20 protein-coding genes and 1 tRNA gene are annotated in these 18,300 nt (G+C 45.2%); 10 read left to right on the forward strand and 11 right to left on the reverse strand.

Going from position 1 to position 18,300, the window contains the following annotated elements; translation table 11 throughout:
* Positions 1-18 precede the first annotated feature (18 nt).
* Positions 19-510, reverse strand: a complete 492-nt coding sequence (gene ilvN / locus GQ367_RS06450) for an acetolactate synthase small subunit (protein WP_089516373.1) — start codon at positions 508-510, stop codon at positions 19-21.
* Positions 510-2,285 (reverse strand): acetolactate synthase 3 catalytic subunit, encoded by a 1,776-nt coding sequence (locus tag GQ367_RS06455; protein ID WP_215290069.1) that lies wholly within the window; start codon positions 2,283-2,285, stop codon positions 510-512. Before GQ367_RS06455 ends, ilvN begins: the two co-directional genes overlap by 1 nt.
* Before the next feature lie 198 nt (positions 2,286-2,483).
* Between GQ367_RS06455 and GQ367_RS06460 the strand changes: the two genes are divergently transcribed.
* From GQ367_RS06460 to GQ367_RS06475, 4 genes are read left to right on the forward strand one after another with little or no spacing between them, the layout of a single operon-like run.
* Positions 2,484-3,065: an RNA polymerase sigma factor gene (locus GQ367_RS06460; protein ID WP_215290071.1), complete on the forward strand. Its 582-nt coding sequence runs from the start codon at positions 2,484-2,486 to the stop codon at positions 3,063-3,065.
* Positions 3,062-3,538 carry a DUF3619 family protein gene (locus GQ367_RS06465; RefSeq protein WP_215290073.1) on the forward strand — a complete coding sequence of 159 codons (477 nt, stop codon included), beginning with the start codon at positions 3,062-3,064 and terminating at the stop codon, positions 3,536-3,538. Before GQ367_RS06460 ends, GQ367_RS06465 begins: the two co-directional genes overlap by 4 nt.
* Before the next feature lie 2 nt (positions 3,539-3,540).
* The gene (locus tag GQ367_RS06470) at positions 3,541-4,041 is read left to right on the forward strand and encodes a DUF3106 domain-containing protein (protein ID WP_215290075.1); all 501 of its coding nucleotides are present in this window, start codon (positions 3,541-3,543) and stop codon (positions 4,039-4,041) included.
* 5 nt (positions 4,042-4,046) lie between these two features.
* Positions 4,047-4,634, forward strand: coding sequence for an RDD family protein (locus GQ367_RS06475; protein WP_251370141.1), 588 nt, complete (start codon positions 4,047-4,049; stop codon positions 4,632-4,634).
* On the opposite strand, the gene GQ367_RS06480 is transcribed toward GQ367_RS06475, so the two are convergent.
* From GQ367_RS06480 to GQ367_RS06500, 5 genes are all read right to left on the reverse strand, one after another.
* A complete protein-coding gene (locus GQ367_RS06480) occupies positions 4,590-4,979 on the reverse strand; it encodes a group II truncated hemoglobin (protein ID WP_215290077.1) in 390 nt (129 codons plus the stop codon). The two genes, GQ367_RS06475 and GQ367_RS06480, sit on opposite strands and share 45 nt — an antisense overlap.
* 19 nt (positions 4,980-4,998) lie before the next feature.
* Positions 4,999-7,494: an ABC transporter permease gene (locus GQ367_RS06485; protein WP_215290079.1), complete on the reverse strand. Its 2,496-nt coding sequence runs from the start codon at positions 7,492-7,494 to the stop codon at positions 4,999-5,001.
* 149 nt (positions 7,495-7,643) lie between these two features.
* Complete coding sequence (locus GQ367_RS06490) at positions 7,644-8,567, reverse strand: tripartite tricarboxylate transporter substrate binding protein BugE (protein WP_215291912.1); 924 nt, start codon at positions 8,565-8,567, stop codon at positions 7,644-7,646.
* 139 nt (positions 8,568-8,706) lie between these two features.
* On the reverse strand, positions 8,707-8,961 hold the full coding sequence (locus tag GQ367_RS06495; protein WP_215290081.1) for a hypothetical protein: 255 nt from the start codon (positions 8,959-8,961) through the stop codon (positions 8,707-8,709).
* Positions 8,934-9,010, reverse strand: a tRNA-Arg gene (locus GQ367_RS06500). The genes GQ367_RS06495 and GQ367_RS06500 overlap by 28 nt, the downstream gene beginning before the upstream one ends.
* Positions 9,011-9,030: 20 nt before the next feature.
* On the opposite strand from GQ367_RS06500, the gene greB reads away from it, so the two are divergent.
* Positions 9,031-9,516, forward strand: coding sequence for a transcription elongation factor GreB (gene greB / locus GQ367_RS06505; protein WP_215290083.1), 486 nt, complete (start codon positions 9,031-9,033; stop codon positions 9,514-9,516).
* On the opposite strand, the gene GQ367_RS06510 is transcribed toward greB, so the two are convergent.
* The 4 genes from GQ367_RS06510 to GQ367_RS06525 all read right to left on the reverse strand — a co-directional run bounded on the left by GQ367_RS06510 (position 9,494) and on the right by GQ367_RS06525 (position 13,636).
* A complete protein-coding gene (locus GQ367_RS06510; protein ID WP_215291913.1) occupies positions 9,494-11,788 on the reverse strand; it encodes a bifunctional (p)ppGpp synthetase/guanosine-3',5'-bis(diphosphate) 3'-pyrophosphohydrolase in 2,295 nt (764 codons plus the stop codon). The genes greB and GQ367_RS06510 overlap by 23 nt on opposite strands.
* Positions 11,785-11,988 (reverse strand): DNA-directed RNA polymerase subunit omega, encoded by a 204-nt coding sequence (rpoZ, locus tag GQ367_RS06515; RefSeq protein WP_088813555.1) that lies wholly within the window; start codon positions 11,986-11,988, stop codon positions 11,785-11,787. Before rpoZ ends, GQ367_RS06510 begins: the two co-directional genes overlap by 4 nt.
* 67 nt (positions 11,989-12,055) lie before the next feature.
* The gene (gene gmk / locus GQ367_RS06520; RefSeq protein ID WP_215290085.1) at positions 12,056-12,688 is read right to left on the reverse strand and encodes a guanylate kinase; all 633 of its coding nucleotides are present in this window, start codon (positions 12,686-12,688) and stop codon (positions 12,056-12,058) included.
* A gap of 27 nt (positions 12,689-12,715) precedes the next feature.
* The gene (locus GQ367_RS06525; RefSeq protein WP_215290086.1) at positions 12,716-13,636 is read right to left on the reverse strand and encodes a YicC/YloC family endoribonuclease; all 921 of its coding nucleotides are present in this window, start codon (positions 13,634-13,636) and stop codon (positions 12,716-12,718) included.
* A 22-nt stretch (positions 13,637-13,658) separates the two neighbouring features.
* Here GQ367_RS06525 and rph point away from each other — a divergent pair, with 22 nt between their 5' ends.
* The 5 genes from rph (at position 13,659) to GQ367_RS06550 (ending at position 18,282) form a co-directional block, all read left to right on the forward strand.
* Positions 13,659-14,390: a ribonuclease PH gene (gene rph, locus GQ367_RS06530; RefSeq protein WP_215290088.1), complete on the forward strand. Its 732-nt coding sequence runs from the start codon at positions 13,659-13,661 to the stop codon at positions 14,388-14,390.
* Positions 14,390-15,022: an RdgB/HAM1 family non-canonical purine NTP pyrophosphatase gene (gene rdgB, locus GQ367_RS06535; protein ID WP_215290090.1), complete on the forward strand. Its 633-nt coding sequence runs from the start codon at positions 14,390-14,392 to the stop codon at positions 15,020-15,022. The genes rph and rdgB overlap by 1 nt, the downstream gene beginning before the upstream one ends.
* 9 nt (positions 15,023-15,031) lie before the next feature.
* Positions 15,032-16,261 (forward strand): radical SAM family heme chaperone HemW, encoded by a 1,230-nt coding sequence (gene hemW / locus GQ367_RS06540; protein ID WP_215290092.1) that lies wholly within the window; start codon positions 15,032-15,034, stop codon positions 16,259-16,261.
* 293 nt (positions 16,262-16,554) lie between these two features.
* Positions 16,555-17,763: a site-specific integrase gene (locus GQ367_RS06545; protein ID WP_215290094.1), complete on the forward strand. Its 1,209-nt coding sequence runs from the start codon at positions 16,555-16,557 to the stop codon at positions 17,761-17,763.
* A 21-nt stretch (positions 17,764-17,784) separates the two neighbouring features.
* A complete protein-coding gene (locus GQ367_RS06550; protein ID WP_215290096.1) occupies positions 17,785-18,282 on the forward strand; it encodes a hypothetical protein in 498 nt (165 codons plus the stop codon).
* The last annotated feature ends 18 nt before the right edge of the window (positions 18,283-18,300 follow it).

Below are 18,300 nucleotides of genomic sequence, written 5' to 3' on the forward strand. Positions count from 1 at the left end.
TTGTTGTTTGTTAAAAAGTTATACCTTCAAGATACGCTCACCGCGACCAACGCCAGAGCAACCAGTTCGGACTGTTTCCAAAATAGCGCTGCGGTCTGTGGCCTCAATGAATGCATCTAATTTACTGCTGTCTCCAGTCAGCTCGATGGTGTAAGACTTATCGCTGACATCAATGATACGACCGCGGAAAATGTCCGTAATGCGTTTCATCTCTTCGCGCTCCTTACCAACAGCTCTGACCTTGATCAACATGAGCTCACGCTCAATGTGAGGACCATCAGTCAAATCAATCACCTTCACCACCTCAACGAGGCGATTCAAGTGCTTGGTAATTTGCTCAATGACGTCTTCAGAGCCCACTGTCACAATCGTCATACGTGACAAAGATGGATCTTCTGTAGGAGCCACTGTTAATGTTTCAATGTTGTATCCGCGAGCAGAAAATAAACCAACCACGCGTGACAACGCGCCCGGCTCGTTCTCTAAAAGAATAGAAATAATATGGCGCATCAGAGTTCCTCGCTTCCTAAAAGCATTTCAGTAATGCCTTTACCAGCCTGAACCATCGGCCAAACGTTTTCTGTTGGGTCTGTTTGGAAATCCATGAACACAGTTCGATCTTTCATTTTGAATGCTTCACGAAGCGCTGGCTCAACATCAGATTTCTTCTCAATGCGCATACCCACGTGACCATAGGACTCAGCCAACTTCACGAAGTCAGGCAATGAATCCATATAAGAACTTGAGTAACGCTTGTTATAAGTTAACTCTTGCCATTGACGAACCATGCCCAAATAGCGATTGTTCAAAGAAACAATCTTGATAGGCGTGTCGTATTGCTTGCAAGTTGATAACTCTTGAATACACATCTGAATAGAACCTTCACCAGTGATGGTGACCACTTCATTGTCAGGGAATGCTTTTTTGATACCCATGGCGTATGGCAAGCCAACACCCATGGTACCAAGACCACCGGAGTTGATCCAACGACGTGGCTTATCAAATTTGTAGAATTGCGCAGCCCACATTTGATGCTGACCAACGTCTGAACAAACGAAGGCATCACCTTTGGTGAGTTCCCAAATTTTTTCAACCACGTACTGTGGTTTCACAATTTCAGAATCACGGTCAAAGCTCAAGCAATCTTTTTTGCGCCACTCATTGATCTGTGACCACCAAGCATCCAACTTAGCTTTGTTCTTCAATGGACCAGCGGCCTTGATCATGGCAGACATCTCAACCAATACTTCTTTGAGATCGCCCACGATAGGCACATCCACCTTCACGCGCTTTGAAATCACTGAAGGGTCGATGTCGATGTGAATGATTTTTCTAGGTACGCTGCAAAAGTGTGCAGGGTTACCAATCACGCGGTCATCAAAACGAGCGCCGATCGCGATCAATACATCGCAATGTTGCATCGTCATGTTAGCTTCATACGTACCGTGCATACCCAACATACCCAAGAAACGTGGGTCTGTGCCAGGGAATCCACCCAAGCCCATCAAGGTATTGGTCACTGGATAACCAAGCAAGTCAGCAAATTGCTTCAGCTCAGGTGCTGCATCTGAAAGAATCACACCACCACCTGTGTAGATGTATGGACGCTCAGCTTCTAGCAACAAACTAATCGCTTTGCGAATCTGACCACTGTGACCTTTATTCACAGGGTTGTACGAACGCATGTTCAATTCATCTGGATAGTTAAAGCGTGCTTTTTGGAAAGACACGTCTTTGGGAATATCCACCACCACCGGACCTGGGCGACCAGTTCTGGCAATGTGAAAAGCTTTTTTCAAAGTCAAAGCAAGATCCGCAGGATCTTTGACCAAGAAATTATGTTTAACGATTGGACGAGTGATACCAACGGTGTCGCACTCTTGGAACGCATCTTCACCGATCGCAGCCGTAGGCACGTTACCAGTGATGATCACCATTGGGATTGAATCCATGTACGCTGTCGCAATGCCTGTCACAGCATTGGTCACACCAGGACCTGAGGTCACCAATGCAACACCGACATTACCTGTGGCGCGCGCATAGCCATCAGCAGCGTGAACAGCTGCTTGCTCATGACGCACCAAGATATGTTCAAACTTATCTTGTTTGAAGATCTCGTCGTAAATAAATAAAACTGAACCGCCTGGGTAACCCCAGACATATTCCACACCTTCAGCATGAAGGGCATGGACCAAAATTTCGGCGCCAATCATTTCTGGGCCGTCTTGGTTTTGTGTGTTGCTAGCAGGGTTCAAAAGTTCCGCGCTGTTGTTATTTGCATTCATTTTCTATAGTCCTTTGCAATTTTCGGCAAAAAATTGTTTGGGCTACTCTGGCTCCGTGCTTGTGGCTCGGGTTCGAGTGGCGGTCGCTTAAATCCGGGAAAAAACCATCTTATGAAAGGTCCGGCAAGTCGAACCTAGGATTTTAGCCTATAACTCCTTATTAGGGGTGGGTTTGTGAAGCGTTGTCTAATAGGGGTTATGGCTTCTGCAAAAGAACTGTCCGACTTCCTCAAGGGAGTTGAGGCGAAATCCTTCAAACGTACCGTGTTTTCAACGCGGGACGAGGAAGCAGCGCTGGACATTGTGCAAGACAGCATGATGAAACTGGCTGAGAAGTATGGCGACCGCGATGCTGCAGAACTGCCCTTGATCTTCACCCGAATTCTTCAAAATACAACCCTGGACTGGTTCAGGCGTCAAAAAACCCAAAATACCTGGGTCAGCCTCTTCTCATCCATGAGGGGTGGCAATAAAGATAATTTGGATGACTCTGATTACTCCGACCCTCTGGAGTTCCTTGATTCTTCAGAAGAAAATCTTGGTTTTGAGGACGGCGCGACGATTTTGGAGCGTCAACAAATGATCAAAATCATCGAAACTGAGATTTCAAAACTACCTTCACGTCAACGAGAAGCCTTCCTCATGCGTTATTGGGATGATCTGGGCATTTCTGAAACAGCCAAATTAATGGCTTGCTCAGAGGGTAGCGTGAAGACACACTGCTCTCGAGCATGCTCTTATTTGGCGAAAGCCCTTAAAAAACAAGGATTTAAATTGTGAGTAAGCACTATCAAACCCCTCAAATCGATAGCAATCAAGAGTTGCAAGTGGCTTTGCTCACCCGTGATTTACTCAATGAAGCCGCTGCGGAGCTGCCAGCCCATATCAAAAATCGCCTTGAAAATGCCAGAAAACTTGCTGTGGCAGCCAAATTAGAGGAACGCAAACCTTTCTGGTCTCATAACTGGGTCAGAGAAGGCTTTAAAAACTCAAACTCAACTGGTTCAGATTGGCGCAACCGTGCATGGGGTGCGTTTGGCGCTGCCCCAATCTTGGCTTTGGCCTTTGGCATTGTCTTGATTTCAAATTGGCAACAAGATGAACGCATCCTTGATATTGCAAAAGTGGATAGCGCTATTTTGGTCGACGTTGTACCGCCACATGCCTACAAAGATGATGGCTTCGTTCGATACTTGATCACCAATGGCAAAGATTTGGCTGTTGAAGAAGATGAGGAAGAAGAAAAGATCTGATCATGTCTTTTTCATCATTCTTTCGCTCCTTCACAAACATGAAATGCCAAAATCGGTATATCTGTTTAAGTCGTTGCTTGATTTCTCACATCACTGTTTTCCTGGCAATTCTTTTGCTCTACCCTGTGGTGGCAAACGCTCAGAACTGGTCCGCACTCAATGATGATCAGCGCCTGATCTTAGCTCCACTCGAAGAAGATTGGTCCAGCCTAACAGCACCTCGTCAAAAAAAATGGGTGGAAGTGGCGAATCGCTACCCATCCATGTCAGACACTGAGCAAAGCACTCTGCAATCGCGCATGGCCCAATGGGCTGAGTTATCCACCAAACAACGTCAAAGAGCTCGGGATAATTATTTGCGCACTCTTAAGATTTCTCCAGAGAAAAAAGCAGCTGCTTGGGAAAGTTACCAACAACTATCTGATGAAGATAAAAAGTTGTTGGCGCAAAAAAGAGCACAAACAAGTAAACCAAGCGCAGTCACCTCACCAACGCTAAAATAGCGTTTGTGAAAGAATCCAATCAGTTCATCCCTCTTCCCGCCAGTTACCTAAGGTCGCTACCAGCACCAACCATCAAGCGTCGTATTGCTTTGAATCTTTATGAGATGTTGGTTTTGTTTGGTGTACTGGCTTTCACATTTCTAGTGCCGCATTTGATCATTGGGGTTTTGTTTGAGATCACGGCTCCATCAGCCATCTTGATGGCTCATGTGTACCTGGTGTTGGCTTTTTATTTCATGTGGTACTGGACCAAAACAGGGCAAACACTTGCCATGCAAACTTGGCGCATTCAGTTGGTCAATGATGATGGCGCGATCATGAAACGTTCGCAAGCATTGATGCGTTTTGCCATTGGCTCACTCTGGTTGATACCAGCAGCTCTACTGCTCTTCATTAATATCAAAATGAACCGATCCATGAGCATGGGCACATCTGTTTCAATTATTTTCTTTTCAATCACTTTATTTTTGTGGCCCCTATCGGCCATCTTAGATAGAAAGAATCGCCAATCGATTCCTGACCGCTGGTCAGGCACACGTCTGGTTCAATTACCCAGCACGATTCCTCATCCAGTCAGCAGTAGTAAAGAATGATTGCATCAAGCGTTCAAACAGAATGCCATTGATGCCAACTTCTTTCATTGCTTGACGCATGCACTGCAACCACTGATCTCTTTCAGAAATACCAATTGAGAATGGCAAATGTCTGGCCTTGAGTCTTGGGTGTCCGTATTGCTGAACAAATAAATCTGGGCCACCCATCCAGCCACTCAAGAACATGAATAACTTTTCTCTGGATGAAGTTGAATCAGCAGGATGCATGAGTCGTATCCCCTGATAACTTTCTTCTAGATCCATCAGATCGTAAAAACGATCGACCAATTCACGCAGCTTCTCAGCTCCGCCAATCAATTCATAAGTGGTTTGTTCTTGTGACATATCTCTATTTTATTCTTGATTAAAGACTTCTGAGCACTTCTGAGGCCGATGTATGAGAAATCTTTCTCTGTAACCACAGACCACCCAAGACGCAAGCAGAAACACCAAACACAACACCATACACAATCACGATCCATGGGATTGGTAAATTGAATTCAAAGACATGTGTGGCCAAAGCCCAACCCACGCCAATGGCGCCCAAGGAAGCCAATAGCCCTGAAATAAAACCAATCACGGTCAACTCGGTATAAAAAGCACGCCTGATTTGAGCCTGACTGGCCCCCAAGGTTTTGAGTAAGCCCGCATCCTTGAGGCGCTCATCTTGAGTCGACGCTAAAGCTGCAGCCAAGACCAAGATGCCAGCAATCACTGTGAAGCCAAAGAGCAACTCGACAGCCGCTGACAATTTATTCAAGACATCTTGTACTTGATTTAAAGCGGACTCCACATCAACAACCGTCACATTCGGAAATTGAGCCACCACAGAAATATCCAAAGGCAACACTTGCGGCACCAAAGGTCCTTGCTTATAAGCCGTGATCCAGGTTTGAGGCATTTCACTGAGAAGATGCGGCGGCAAGATCGCAAAGAAGTTCACGCGCATGCTGCCCCAATCAAGCTCTCTGATGGATGTGATGTTTGCCTTAACAGGTATGCCTGCGATATCGAACACCAAGCTGTCACCTAATTTTAAAGACAGTGTTTTAGCCAAACCTTTTTCAATCGATACTTCTGGCACTCGAGTGTTGCCATGCCAGGTTCCTGCGGTCACTTTATTTTTATCTGGCAACTCTGAGCTATATGAAAGATTGAACTCTCTATCCACCAATCGTTGCGCACGCGAATCTTCAAAATCTTGCGGCAATACCACTTGGTCGTTGATGTGCGTTAAACGACCTCGCACCATCGGATACAAAACAATTTTCTTAATATCCGCGCTCAATAATTTCTGCTCAATGGCCGCTTTTTGTTCTGGCTGAATGTTGATCAAAAATCTATTGGGTGCATCCGGCGGAGAACTGCCCTTCCATGCACTCATCAAATCTTGCCTGACCACAGCTAAAAGTAATAGCGCCATGATGGCAATGGCCAATGATGCTATTTGCAAACCAGTGAATAAAGAGCGTCTGGATAAAGACTGCCAAACAAAACGTTGCACCACGTGCTGACCTAACCATGAATGCTCTGCCATCTTGGCAGTTAATTTGATCAACAACCAAGAGACCAAAATAAAGACGCCGGCTGCCAATGAAAAACCGCCCAAAGTTAAAACAGCTAATTTGACATCTTTAGCAACACTCAAGAGCAACACGAAGAAACTGATCAATCCAAAAAACATCAGAAGCCATGACGCTGGATGCCTGACTGAAATATCTCGACGAATGACTTTGAGTGGTGAGATATCACTCAAATAAAGCAATGGTGGCCAAACAAATCCGATCAACAAAACCACTGCTACCAGTAAAGACCAGATCAATGGCCAGATGGATGCTGATGGAAGATCAGCCACCAATAAATCACCTAAGAAGAAAAGCAGGCCTTGATGACCAATCCATCCCAAGAAAGCCCCCATGGCACCACCCAAGAGTGCAATCACCATGCTGGCCTTGAAGTGCTCGAGTAATACCTGACGCTTGTTAGCGCCTAAGCATTTCCAAATCGCCGTTGGGTTGGCCTGTTTGCTGGTATAGCGCTTAGCAGCTAAAGCCATGGCCACTGCAGCGACCATGGCCGTCAAAATCGCCACCAGTGATAAAAACTTTTCAGCTCGATCAAGCGTTGCTCTCATCAAGGGTTGACTGTTATCAACCCCTTCAATTTTGATGCCCCTTAATTGCTTGGCATCAATTTCTTTTTGAGCCCACAATAAAAATTCATTGATGGCTGACTCTTGTCCGGCAATTAAAAATCGATAGGTCACTCGACTACCAAAGCCAATCAACTGAGTTTTACTTAACTCATCACCCCGCATCATGACCCGTGGTGCAAAGTTTAAAAAGCCAGCACCTTTATCAAGCTCTTGAGTCAACAAAGCCTCAATCACAAAACTGGTCGACCCCAAAGTGATGCGGTCACCTAATTTGCCAGACAGGCCCGCTAAAAGAGCAGGCTCAACCCACACTGAACCTTGTGATGGTGTTGCGCGTGTGTTTGCGCCCTTAATGTCTAGAGCATCTTTAGAGATCTTGAGGCTACCCCTTAAAGGATATGTCTCTGTAACGGCTTTTAAAGCCACTAGACGGGCATTTGATCCAAGCGATGACATGGTGGGGAAGACTGTGGTGTTAGCCACCAGCAATCCCTTTTTAACGGCCTCTTGTTGAAAAAGAATCGGCAAGGGTTGATCGCTCTGAATCAAGGCATCGGATGCAATCAATTGCTTGGCATCTCTCTCAAACGCTCTTTGCATACGATCTGCCAAATAAGCCACACTGCTCAAAGACGCCACGGAAACAACCAAGGCAGCCAAGAGCCAAGCAAATTCAATAGATCTAAAAGAACGGGGGAGATTCATCGCTACTCAATATCAGTCAATTAGTGATTCAGGCACTAGGATAGTGGTAGTTCACTAAAAGTGTGCAAGCTTGCATTACCCCAGATTGATCAAGGTCATCTAATCAGCAGGAAGCCTCAATAATGGTGCTTGCTGGTGCTTATTGGTTCTTAATTTAATGTGAGGCCTTGCTTGGCAACAACATCTCGGTAGATCTCGTATTCGGCTTTGATTTCTGCAGCGAACTGCTCTGGATTATTGGCAACAATCAGTGATCCAGTGTCTTCAATGCGTTTTCTTACTGAGGCATCTTGCAAAACCTTTAATACTCCTGCATGAATCTTTTCCACAGCTTCTTTTGACATCCCAGCCGGTCCAATGAGACCATAATAAGCCATGCGATTCACAGGGGCCAAACCTACCTCCGCAAAAGTAGGTACATGAGGCAAGCTACTCAAGCGTTTTGGAGCAGCAACAACCAATGGCAGCAAACGACCGTCTTTGATGAAGGGGTAAGCAGATGGCAAATTATCAAAAATGATAGGCACCTTTCCTGAGACCGTATCAACCAAAGCAGGTCCAGCCCCACGATAGGGAATATGGTTTATTTGAGCGCCAGTCAAACTTTTAAATAATTCCGTCTGCAAATGCCCAATACCGCCAGACCCTGAAGTTGAATAACTGTACTTACCAGGATTCTTTTTAATGAGCTCTAAAAATGATTTGTAGTCTTTGGCAGTGAATTTTGAATGGACAGCAATCACGTTAGGCGTGGCCGCAATATTAGTGATTGCCTGAAAATCTTTGATTGGGTCGTAACCAATTTTTTTATTAACAGCTGGATTCGAAGCGGTGGTTGAGACTGTTGCCATACCAATCACATAACCATCTTTAGAGCCTCTCATGATGTCTAATGCGCCGATGGATCCACCAGCCCCTGCTTTGTTTTCAACAATCACAGGCTGGCCAAGAACTTTGCTCAAAGGATCAGCAATGGCGCGCGCGATGATATCTGTACTACCGCCAGGAGCAAAAGGCACGATCAAACGAATCTGTTTTTGCGGGAATGACTGAGCATGAGCCATGAATGGCATGAAAACACTCACAAGCGCAATGATAAAAACAGAACGTAGCAAACCAACTCTCCCTCAAAGACATGCTCAAACAATTTCCTGACGCATGCCCCAAACCAATTGAATGCATTTTTTAAATCAATGCTTATCAATACTTAATTCAATACTTAATATTCGGGAGATATTTAAACACAGTTACAGGGGCATTCAAAGCCAAATCAACATCGCCACAAAGGACCCCAACAATTGATGAAAAAGATACTTTGTAGGTGTTTTGTAGGTATTTTTTAGGTGCTATGTTTTGAAGCCTGGCCTGGGCTCTTAATTTGAGAAAATAACCCGGCTTGAATGAAAAAGGGCCTAGCTTTACACTAGGCCCTTCTGTTTTGGTGCGGCTGGCAGGAATTGAACCCACGACCCCTTGGTTCGTAGCCAAGTACTCTATCCAACTGAGCTACAGCCGCATTAAGACCGACATTATGCCATGGAAATCAAAAACTACATAACTCCTGCTGGTCACCAGCGCATGAAAGATGAACTTTTGCATCTTCTGGATGAAGAGCGCCCTGAAATCGTCAAAATTGTTTCATGGGCAGCATCGAATGGCGATCGCTCTGAAAATGGTGATTATCAGTACGGTAAAAAGCGTTTACGTGAAATCGATCGTCGTATTTATTTTCTGACCAAGCGCTTAGAAGATGTCTTGGTAGTCGATCCTGAAGCCAGAGATAAAACCGATCAAATCTTCTTTGGGGCGACCGTCTGTTATGCAGATGAAACTGGCCAAGAAACCACCATTGCGATCGTGGGCGTTGATGAAGTCGACATGGAGAAAAATCATGTCAGTTGGATTTCACCAATTGCCAAAGCTTTTATCAAAGCAAGAGAAGGCGACACAGTCAATTTACAAACCCCTGAGGGTTTGAAAGAACTTGATATCTTAAAAGTTACTTACCAAAAACTCGGGTGATTTTTAGAACGTCTTGATTCTGTCTTAAGCGACGCATGACCTTGGCCAAGTGATAGCGGCTCTCCACCTGAATCACAAAGCGAATACCCACAGCAGATTCACTGAATCGATCATCCATTGCCACGTGAGCAATGTTGGCATCAGCTGATGTCAATGTGCCGGCAATGCGTGCCAAGACACCTTTGGCATTTTTGACATCCACACGAATGGCCACATCAAAACTTCTTTGAATATCTTCCGCCCAAATAACATCGACCCAATGATCTGGATCGCGGTGATGCAATCGTTGAGCTTGACGACATTCATGCGTATGAATCTGTAGACCTTCGCCCTTACCAAGATAACCCAAGATATTGTCCCCTGGGATCGCATGACAACAAGCTGGGAAAGACACTGACTCACCGCCGTTGCCGTCAATCATGATGGCTTGCTTGTGTTCAGGAACATCATCAGATGAAGTCTCCCACTCAGCAGTGTCCAAACGCATTTGCTCAGAATGGCCGCGGCTTTCACGAATGATCAGTTCAATTCTCTTTGCCATGACTGCAGGAACACGATGGCCCATGGCAATATCAGCACACAATTCTTCGCGACCTTTGCTACCAGTCCAATGTAATAACTTTTCCCAAATGTCATCCGTGACCAAAGCAGCATCACTGCCTTGCTGACGCAGTGCTTGAGACAACAAGCGCTCACCCAACTGAATCGCTTCTGAGTAGCGTCTGGTTTTAAGGTAATGACGAATAGCTGCACGTGCTTTGCCAGTTTTAACAAATGTGAGCCAAACAGGATTCGGCTGTGAATTTGGTGCAGAACTTATTTCGATGATGTCGCCGTTCTTCAACTCTGTTCTTAATGGCAACTGCACGCCGTTTACTTTGGCGCCCACACACTCATTACCTAAGTCACTGTGCACAGCATAGGCGAAATCCAATGCCGTGGCGCCTCTTGGTAAGGCTCTGATTTGCCCTTTAGGCGTGAACACGTAAACCGCGTCTGGGAATAAATCGATTTTGACGTGCTCCAGGAATTCTTGAGAGTCGCCACTGTTATCTTGAATATCCACCAATGATTGCAACCATTGATGCGCTCTGGTTTGCATTTCAGTGAGATGGTCATCACCATCCTTGTATGCCCAATGCGCAGCAACGCCCTCTTCCGCGACGCGATGCATGTCTTGGGTGCGAATCTGAAACTCAACAGGCATACCAAAAGGACCCACCAAGGTGGTGTGCAGCGATTGATAGCCATTCAGCTTAGGAATGGCAATGTAATCCTTGAATTTACCTGGCATTGGCTTATACAAGGCGTGCAATACGCCCAGCGCTCGGTAACACTCATCAATTGATTTAACTGTCACGCGGAAAGCGTAAACATCCAATACTTGAGAGAAGCTTAAATGTTTTTGACGCATCTTCATATAGATGCTGTACAAAGTTTTTTCTCTGCCACGCAAATCAGCCTCAAGCCCTGACTTGGTCAAAGTCATGCGCGCGGCGTCCAAAATCTTGACCACCATTTCTTTGCGATTGCCTCGGGCTTTTTTGATCGCCTTATCCAAAGTGGCATATCTGAATGGTGATGAATGTCTAAAGCTTAAATCTTGTAACTCTCTGTAAACCAAATTCAAACCAAGGCGATGAGCAATGGGCGAATATATTTCTGCAGTTTCAAGGGCGACTCTTTTGCGCTTGGCCAAAGTGGTTGCATCGAGGGTGCGCATATTGTGCAAACGATCTGCCAATTTCACCAAAATCACTCGAACGTCTCTGGCCATGGCCATGAACATTTTTCTAAAGCTCTCAGCCTGCGCTTCTGCCTGACTTTGGAACTCAAGCTTGTCTAATTTAGTTAAGCCTTCCACCAATTCAGCGACTTTGCCACCGAAGATTTCTACCAATTCTTGGCGAGTACTACCCGTATCTTCAATCACATCATGCAATAAGGCGGCCATGATTGATGCGCCATCCAAACGCCAACTGGCGCACAGTTCAGCAACCGCCAAAGGATGAGTGATGTAAGGCTCGCCACTTTGGCGATATTGACCTAGATGAGCAGAGTCTGCGTATTGAAATGCTTTTTTGACCAAAGCAATTTCATCAGGTTTTAAATGAGAGATTTTTTCGATGAGGCCAGCAAGAGAAACAACTTGTGGCTTTGGGGGGTGAGCCGGCTGGGACGTGGGTCCGAATAAATGCCGGCTTGACTGCTCCAGGATGGCGGCTAGGATGCCTTGGGCATCTGGGTTTGGCGCCACCGTGTCACCTCTTATAGAGGTACTTTAACCAACATGTCTCGATCTGTAACGCCAGCAGCCACTTCACGCAAAGCAATCACGGTTGGCTTGTCTTTAGCGTTCACTCTAGGAGCATGACCTTGCGCTAATTGACGAGCGCGATAGGTAGCAGCTAGAACCAATTCAAATCGATTTGGGATGGTTTTCAAACAATCTTCTACAGTAATACGGGCCATGTGTTTAACTCAAAAAGTGCTAGGAATACCTAAAGGATAACTCACTTGGGCAAAAGTGGTGGAAAGTTCACTTTTGATTGTTTGAGGCGCCAAGCTCTTGGGCCAATTTTTGATGTCTGACCAACTGAGAATTCTTGCGCAAGCGACTTGCTAAAACCACATGGTTTAACTCAGCCAATGCTGTTTCAAAATCATCATTGATCACCAAGTAATTGGCTTCAGCCACATGAGTTAACTCTTCTTTGGCAGCAGCCACTCGTTTTTGAATCGTCTCATCATCATCTTGAGCACGGTGTTTCAAACGATCTTCTAGCGCCTGTATTGATGGCGGCAAAATAAAAATCCAAATCGCTTCAGGAATGATGGCTTGTACTTGACGGGCTCCTTGCCAATCAATCTCCAAAATGACATCTCTGCCATTTTTCATTTGAGACTCAATCCAAGATTTGGATGTGCCGTAGTAGTTGCCGTGCACTTTGGCCCACTCTAAAAAATCACCCGCTGCTTTACGCTCTAAAAACTCGGCCTCACTCAGGAAGTTGTATTCACGACCATTCACTTCACCAGGTCTTGGTGCGCGCGTGGTGAAAGAAACCGATAGGCCAATATCTTTATCTTGCTTGAGCAAAGCATTGACCAAAGAGGATTTGCCTGCACCAGAAGGAGCAACCACCATCAACATGCTACCGGTATAAGTCATGAGACATCCTCTAAACCATTACTAAAATTACTCAAGATTCTGCACCTGCTCACGCATTTGCTCAATCAATAACTTAACTTCAATCGATGCATTGCTGCTCTCTTGAGACACTGACTTTGATCCCAGGGTATTGGCTTCACGATTCAATTCTTGCATCAAGAAGTCCAAACGCTTGCCAACCGGTCCACCCTTCTTAAGGGCTGACTCAACCGCGTCCAAATGTGTTTTAAGACGCTCAAGCTCTTCAGCCACATCAATGCGAACGCCATACAAAATAACTTCTTGTTTGATGCGTTCTGATACATCGTTTTTTGCCACAGCCTGACCTTGCGCATCAATGCCTGTGAGTATTTCAGTCAAGCGCTCAGTGAGCTTGGCTTGATGAGCGGCGATGATTTGCGGAATCAAGGGCTTTAATTGCTCAACAATCGCACGAATGCCATTCACGCGCTCCATCAAGATCTCAAGCAAAGCTTTACCCTCGCCCTGACGACTACTCTTAAGAGCAGTCAGAGCCTCTGTGGCAGCTTCCAAAGTCAGTTTGCGCCAGAGCTCGTCATCCACAATCTTTTCGTTGATCACGCCTGGCCAGCGCAAAATTTCACCCATGCGCATATTTCCCGCATTCGGCATTTCTTTCAAAACAGCCGCTTCTAGCGCTTTGAGACTTTTCAGACTGTCTGAATTTAATAAATCTGTGGATTGAGTGGAGGCTTCTGTTTCACGGTGGACATTGATGCGGAACTCCACCTTGCCACGACCCAACTGTTTCGTGACCAGCTCTCGCAAAGACATTTCTGCAGAACGGCACTCTTCAGGTGAACGTATGTTCAAATCTAGGAAACGACTATTTACTGAACGGCATTCAACCGCTACAGTTGCATAGACTCCGCCACCCAGGTCTAATTGTCTGGAGGCACTACCAAAACCGGTCATACTTTCTATCATTCATCCATTGTAAAGTCCTAACATGACAATATCCAAACGCCCTAGTAATCGCCAAGCCGAAAATCTTCGCCCAATCGCCATCATCCGAGGCTTTACCAAGCACGCAGAAGGCTCTGTATTGGTGAAATTTGGCGATACACACGTGCTTTGCACGGCGTCCATCCTTGAAAAAGTGCCTCCTCACCAAAAAGGCAGTGGCGAGGGTTGGGTCACCGCGGAATATGGCATGTTGCCTAGAGCCACCCATACCAGGGGGGATCGTGAAGCTGCCAAGGGCAAGCAAAGTGGTAGAACCCAAGAAATTCAGCGCCTGATTGGCCGCTCGATGCGCAGCGTGTTTGACCTTAAATTGCTGGGTGAAAGAACCATTCATTTGGATTGCGATGTCCTTCAAGCCGATGGTGGCACAAGAACAGCTGCGATCACCGGGGCTTTTGTGGCTGCCCGTGATGCCGTCAATCAACTATTAGAAAAGAAACTCATTACCCAAGATCCGATCAAAGATCATGTGGCGGCTATTTCAGTGGGTATTTATCAAGGTACTCCTGTGCTTGATTTGGACTATGCCGAAGACTCTGCCTGCGACACAGACATGAACGTTGTGATGACGGCTCAAGGTGGCATCATCGAAGTTCAGGGAACCGCCGAAGGTCCAGCGTTTTCTAGAAAAGAACTCGATCAACTCTTGAACTTGGCTGAGAGTGGCATCAAAGAATTGGTGAAACTTCAAAAAGAAGCTTTAGCAAAAAAATAATGTCTTCGAAGAAAATTGTCTTAGCTTCCAACAATTCTGGAAAAGTTAGAGAATTTAACGCTTTACTCAGCCCCCTTGGCTTTGAAGTAACGCCACAGGGTTTGCTGGGCATCCCATCCTGCGAAGAACCCTTTCCAAGCTTTGTTGAAAATGCCATTGCTAAAGCCAGACATGCCAGCAAGCTGAGTGGCTTACCCGCTCTTGCAGATGACTCTGGCATTTGCGTTGATGCACTCGGTGGCTTGCCAGGAGTCTTATCAGCCAGATTCGCTTTGAGTGATCAAAAGAAAGATCCCTCAGATGCTGATAACAATGCGCTCTTAATTAAAAAATTAAGTGGCATCACAGAACGAAGTGCTCACTTCACTTGCACCTTGGTGTTCCTCAATTCAGCCGATGATCCAGAGCCCTTGATCGCGGTTGGTCACTGGCATGGTGAAATCCTGGAAACTCCACAAGGTGAACATGGCTTTGGCTACGATCCTTTGTTCTTCATTCCAACGCTTGGTAAAACAGCCGCTGAATTAAGTGCTGAAGAGAAAAATCAAATCAGTCATCGTGGCCAAGCACTGAACATCTTGGTTCAAGCATTGAACAAAAAGTTAAACAAAAAAATCGGTCTGTCACTCTGACACTGCAAGATGCTGACATCATTGCCCCCTTTATCTCTTTACGTTCACATCCCCTGGTGCATTAAAAAATGTCCCTACTGTGACTTCAACTCTCATCAAATCAAAGACGTCAAAGAAGCTAAAGATGTAAAGGTCAACGTCATTGAGATTCATCAGACCGACCAGGCCAACGAATCAAATGAAGCCAAGCAAGGCTTTGATGAAAAAAGATATCTTGAGGCTCTGCGTTTAGATTTACAGAGCACGCTTCCCAAAGTTTGGGGTCGCAGAATACATTCGATTTTCATCGGTGGCGGCACCCCCAGCCTTCTCTCTTCAGCTGGATTAGATCAACTGTTGTCCGATATACGCGCCCTACTCCCAGTAAACGCTGACGCTGAAATCACGATGGAAGCGAACCCAGGTACTTTTGAAATCGAAAAATTCAAAAGCTATTCTCAAAGTGGCATCAATCGTATTTCACTTGGCATCCAAAGCTTCAATGATGAAAAGCTCAAAGCATTGGGCCGCATCCATGACTCAGCTCAAGCCAAGGCCGCCATTCATGCAGCCATGGAACTCTTTGATCAGGTCAATCTTGATTTGATGTATGCCCTGCCCAATCAAACCTTGGATGAGGCCATTCAGGATCTAGAGCAAGCCTTGGCATTTAAAACACAGCATCTGTCTCTTTATCACCTAACGCTTGAGCCCAATACATTGTTCGCGAAATATCCGCCGGCCATCCCTGATGATGACAGTGCGTTTGAGATGCTCGATGCCTTGATGGAAAAGCTAAATGGTGCTGGGTATGAGCGCTATGAAATTTCTGCGTATGCCAAAAATGGCAATCGTTGCCAACATAATATGAATTACTGGAAGTTTGGTGATTACATTGGTATTGGAGCTGGGGCTCACGGAAAGATTTCTGCTCACAATCAAATCGCCCGACAAACCAATGAGCGTCACCCAGACACTTACATGCAAAAGATATTCAATCAAGGTCATGCACTGATTGAAGAGCGCATCTTAGGTAAAGATGATTTACCTTTTGAATACATGCTCAATACCTTGAGGTTGATCGATGGTGTACCAACCCATGAGTTCAAAGAAAGAACCGGTTTAGAAATCAGCGCCATCAATGGCCCAATTCAACAGGCCTTGAAAAAAGGTTTGTTAGATGAAGACCCCACCACTTTGAAAGCATCAGAGCTGGGCATTCAGTATCTGAATGACTTGCAGATGTTGTTTTTGAAGTAAAGAATCAATAGATGTAAAAATGACATAAAAAAAGCCCCCTGGCTTTTCAACTAGGGGGCTTTAGGGTCTGGCGGAAGCTGTGACTTAACCTAGGCCGGTATGGCATTAGAGTCCTTTAGACCCACTTGCACCAACGAAGACATCCCAACCTATTGTCTTAAATAAAGAAATATTCATCACTTAAGTGATGAATGCCTTAAAAAGGCTTGAAGTCATACATTGGAATCTAAAGCGATCTACCTCATTCCCGAGGTGGATTTTGGTAACTATCTTTGGTAACAATGGAGAATCAAATGACAATCAAGCTGGACTATCAAACAGTCAAAAATATCAGAACACCCGGTCGCTATACCGATGCACTAGTAAAGGGTCTGCATATATGGGTAAAGCCCAACCTTAATAAGTATTGGATCTTCCGATACACGCATATGGGAAAACAGCAAAATATCAGTCTTGGCGCCTTCCCTACACTAACCATAGCTGAAGCGCGAATTAAGGCTCAGCAAGCTCGAGATGAGCTTAACGAGGGTAAGAATCCACTAGCAGCTAAAACTGCTGCGAAAACTCAGCGTAATGCACAAGAAGCCAAGAAGATCCTTTTTAAAGACTTTGCAGCTAGCTGCATTCAAACCAAACGATCTGAGTGGTCAAACCAAAAACATGGAGACCAATGGGTCTTCACTCTTGAAGAGTACGCATATCCCATTATTGGCAATAAGGCTCTTGATGAAATCACAATGGAAGACATACTGGAGATTCTGGAGCCAATATGGACAACTAAGACTGAAACAGCATCTAGGCTTAGAGGTAGGCTTGAGTGGATCTTAGCCTCTGCTACTACACGCAAATTACGAACAGGTATAAACCCAGCACTTTGGCGTGGGTTCTTGCAAACGATTCTTCCGGCGCCCAATAAGATTAAAAAGGTGGAGCATCACAAAGCACTACCCTATCGACAAGTTGCTGCCCTAATCGCTGACTTACGTGAGATGGCAACGATAGCTGCACTTGCCTTGGAATTCACAATCCTTAATGCATCTCGAACGGGAGAGGTTATAGGTGGTCTACAAAGCGAACTTCACGATGATGTGTGGATCATTCCGGGCTCACGTATGAAAGCCAAGAAAGAGCATCGAGTACCACTATGCAAGCGATCGCTTGAAATATTAGAAATTGCACGAGTAATGGATCCCAATAGCAAGTACCTATTTTCCAAAAATGGAAAGAGACTCTCCAATATGGCAATGCCCATGATGATTCGTAGAGCAAAGGTAGATGCAACGGTACACGGATTTAGATCAACCTTTAGGGACTGGGTTTCAGAGGAAACCACACACTCCTCAGAAGTGGCTGAAATGGCATTAGCTCACACCATTACCAATACTGTTGAGCGGTCATATCGAAGAAAAGACTTGCTAGAGAAACGGAGACTGTTATTAAATGATTGGGAAGACTATTGCAACACAGTCCATGAAAATGTTATCGAATTGAAGGCTGCTTAAACGGCGAGCTAAGGAGAAAATATGATTGATCAAACTATAGAATATGAGCGTATAAATAAGGCTCAATTAGTCGACTTAGTTAAGGAATTGCAACTTTCATCACAAAAGATGGAGAGAAAGCTTCAGAAGTTAAAAAATCAAAACAAAACTCTGCAATCTGAATTAGATGAAATCCACGCAAAGAATGCGAGGAGCAAAAGTAAACGCACAGAAAATAGGAACGTATTAGAGGCTCAAAATATTGAATACCTAGAGAGAGCGTTGAGCGTATTCGAGGATTTCCTAGGTAGGCCGTTTAAGTCACAAGACTTTACGAAGTTTAGACGTTACCTATTAAAAATTTATCCAACACCAGCCTATATCCAAGAGCCCAGACTAACTAAAGCGCAGAAAAAATTAAGTCCAGCCCTGCAAAAGGAAGAGCTAGAAATGAAAAGAAGAACGGAATGGTCAGAAAGCAGGCTTAGAAAGTTCTTTAAAGACAGAACTGGAGAGAGTGCTTCAACAAAAAAGACATGACATATGTCATGAATTTTA

Origin of the sequence: Polynucleobacter sp. MWH-CaK5 (assembly GCF_018687615.1) — a bacterium.
GTDB lineage: Bacteria > Pseudomonadota > Gammaproteobacteria > Burkholderiales > Burkholderiaceae > Polynucleobacter.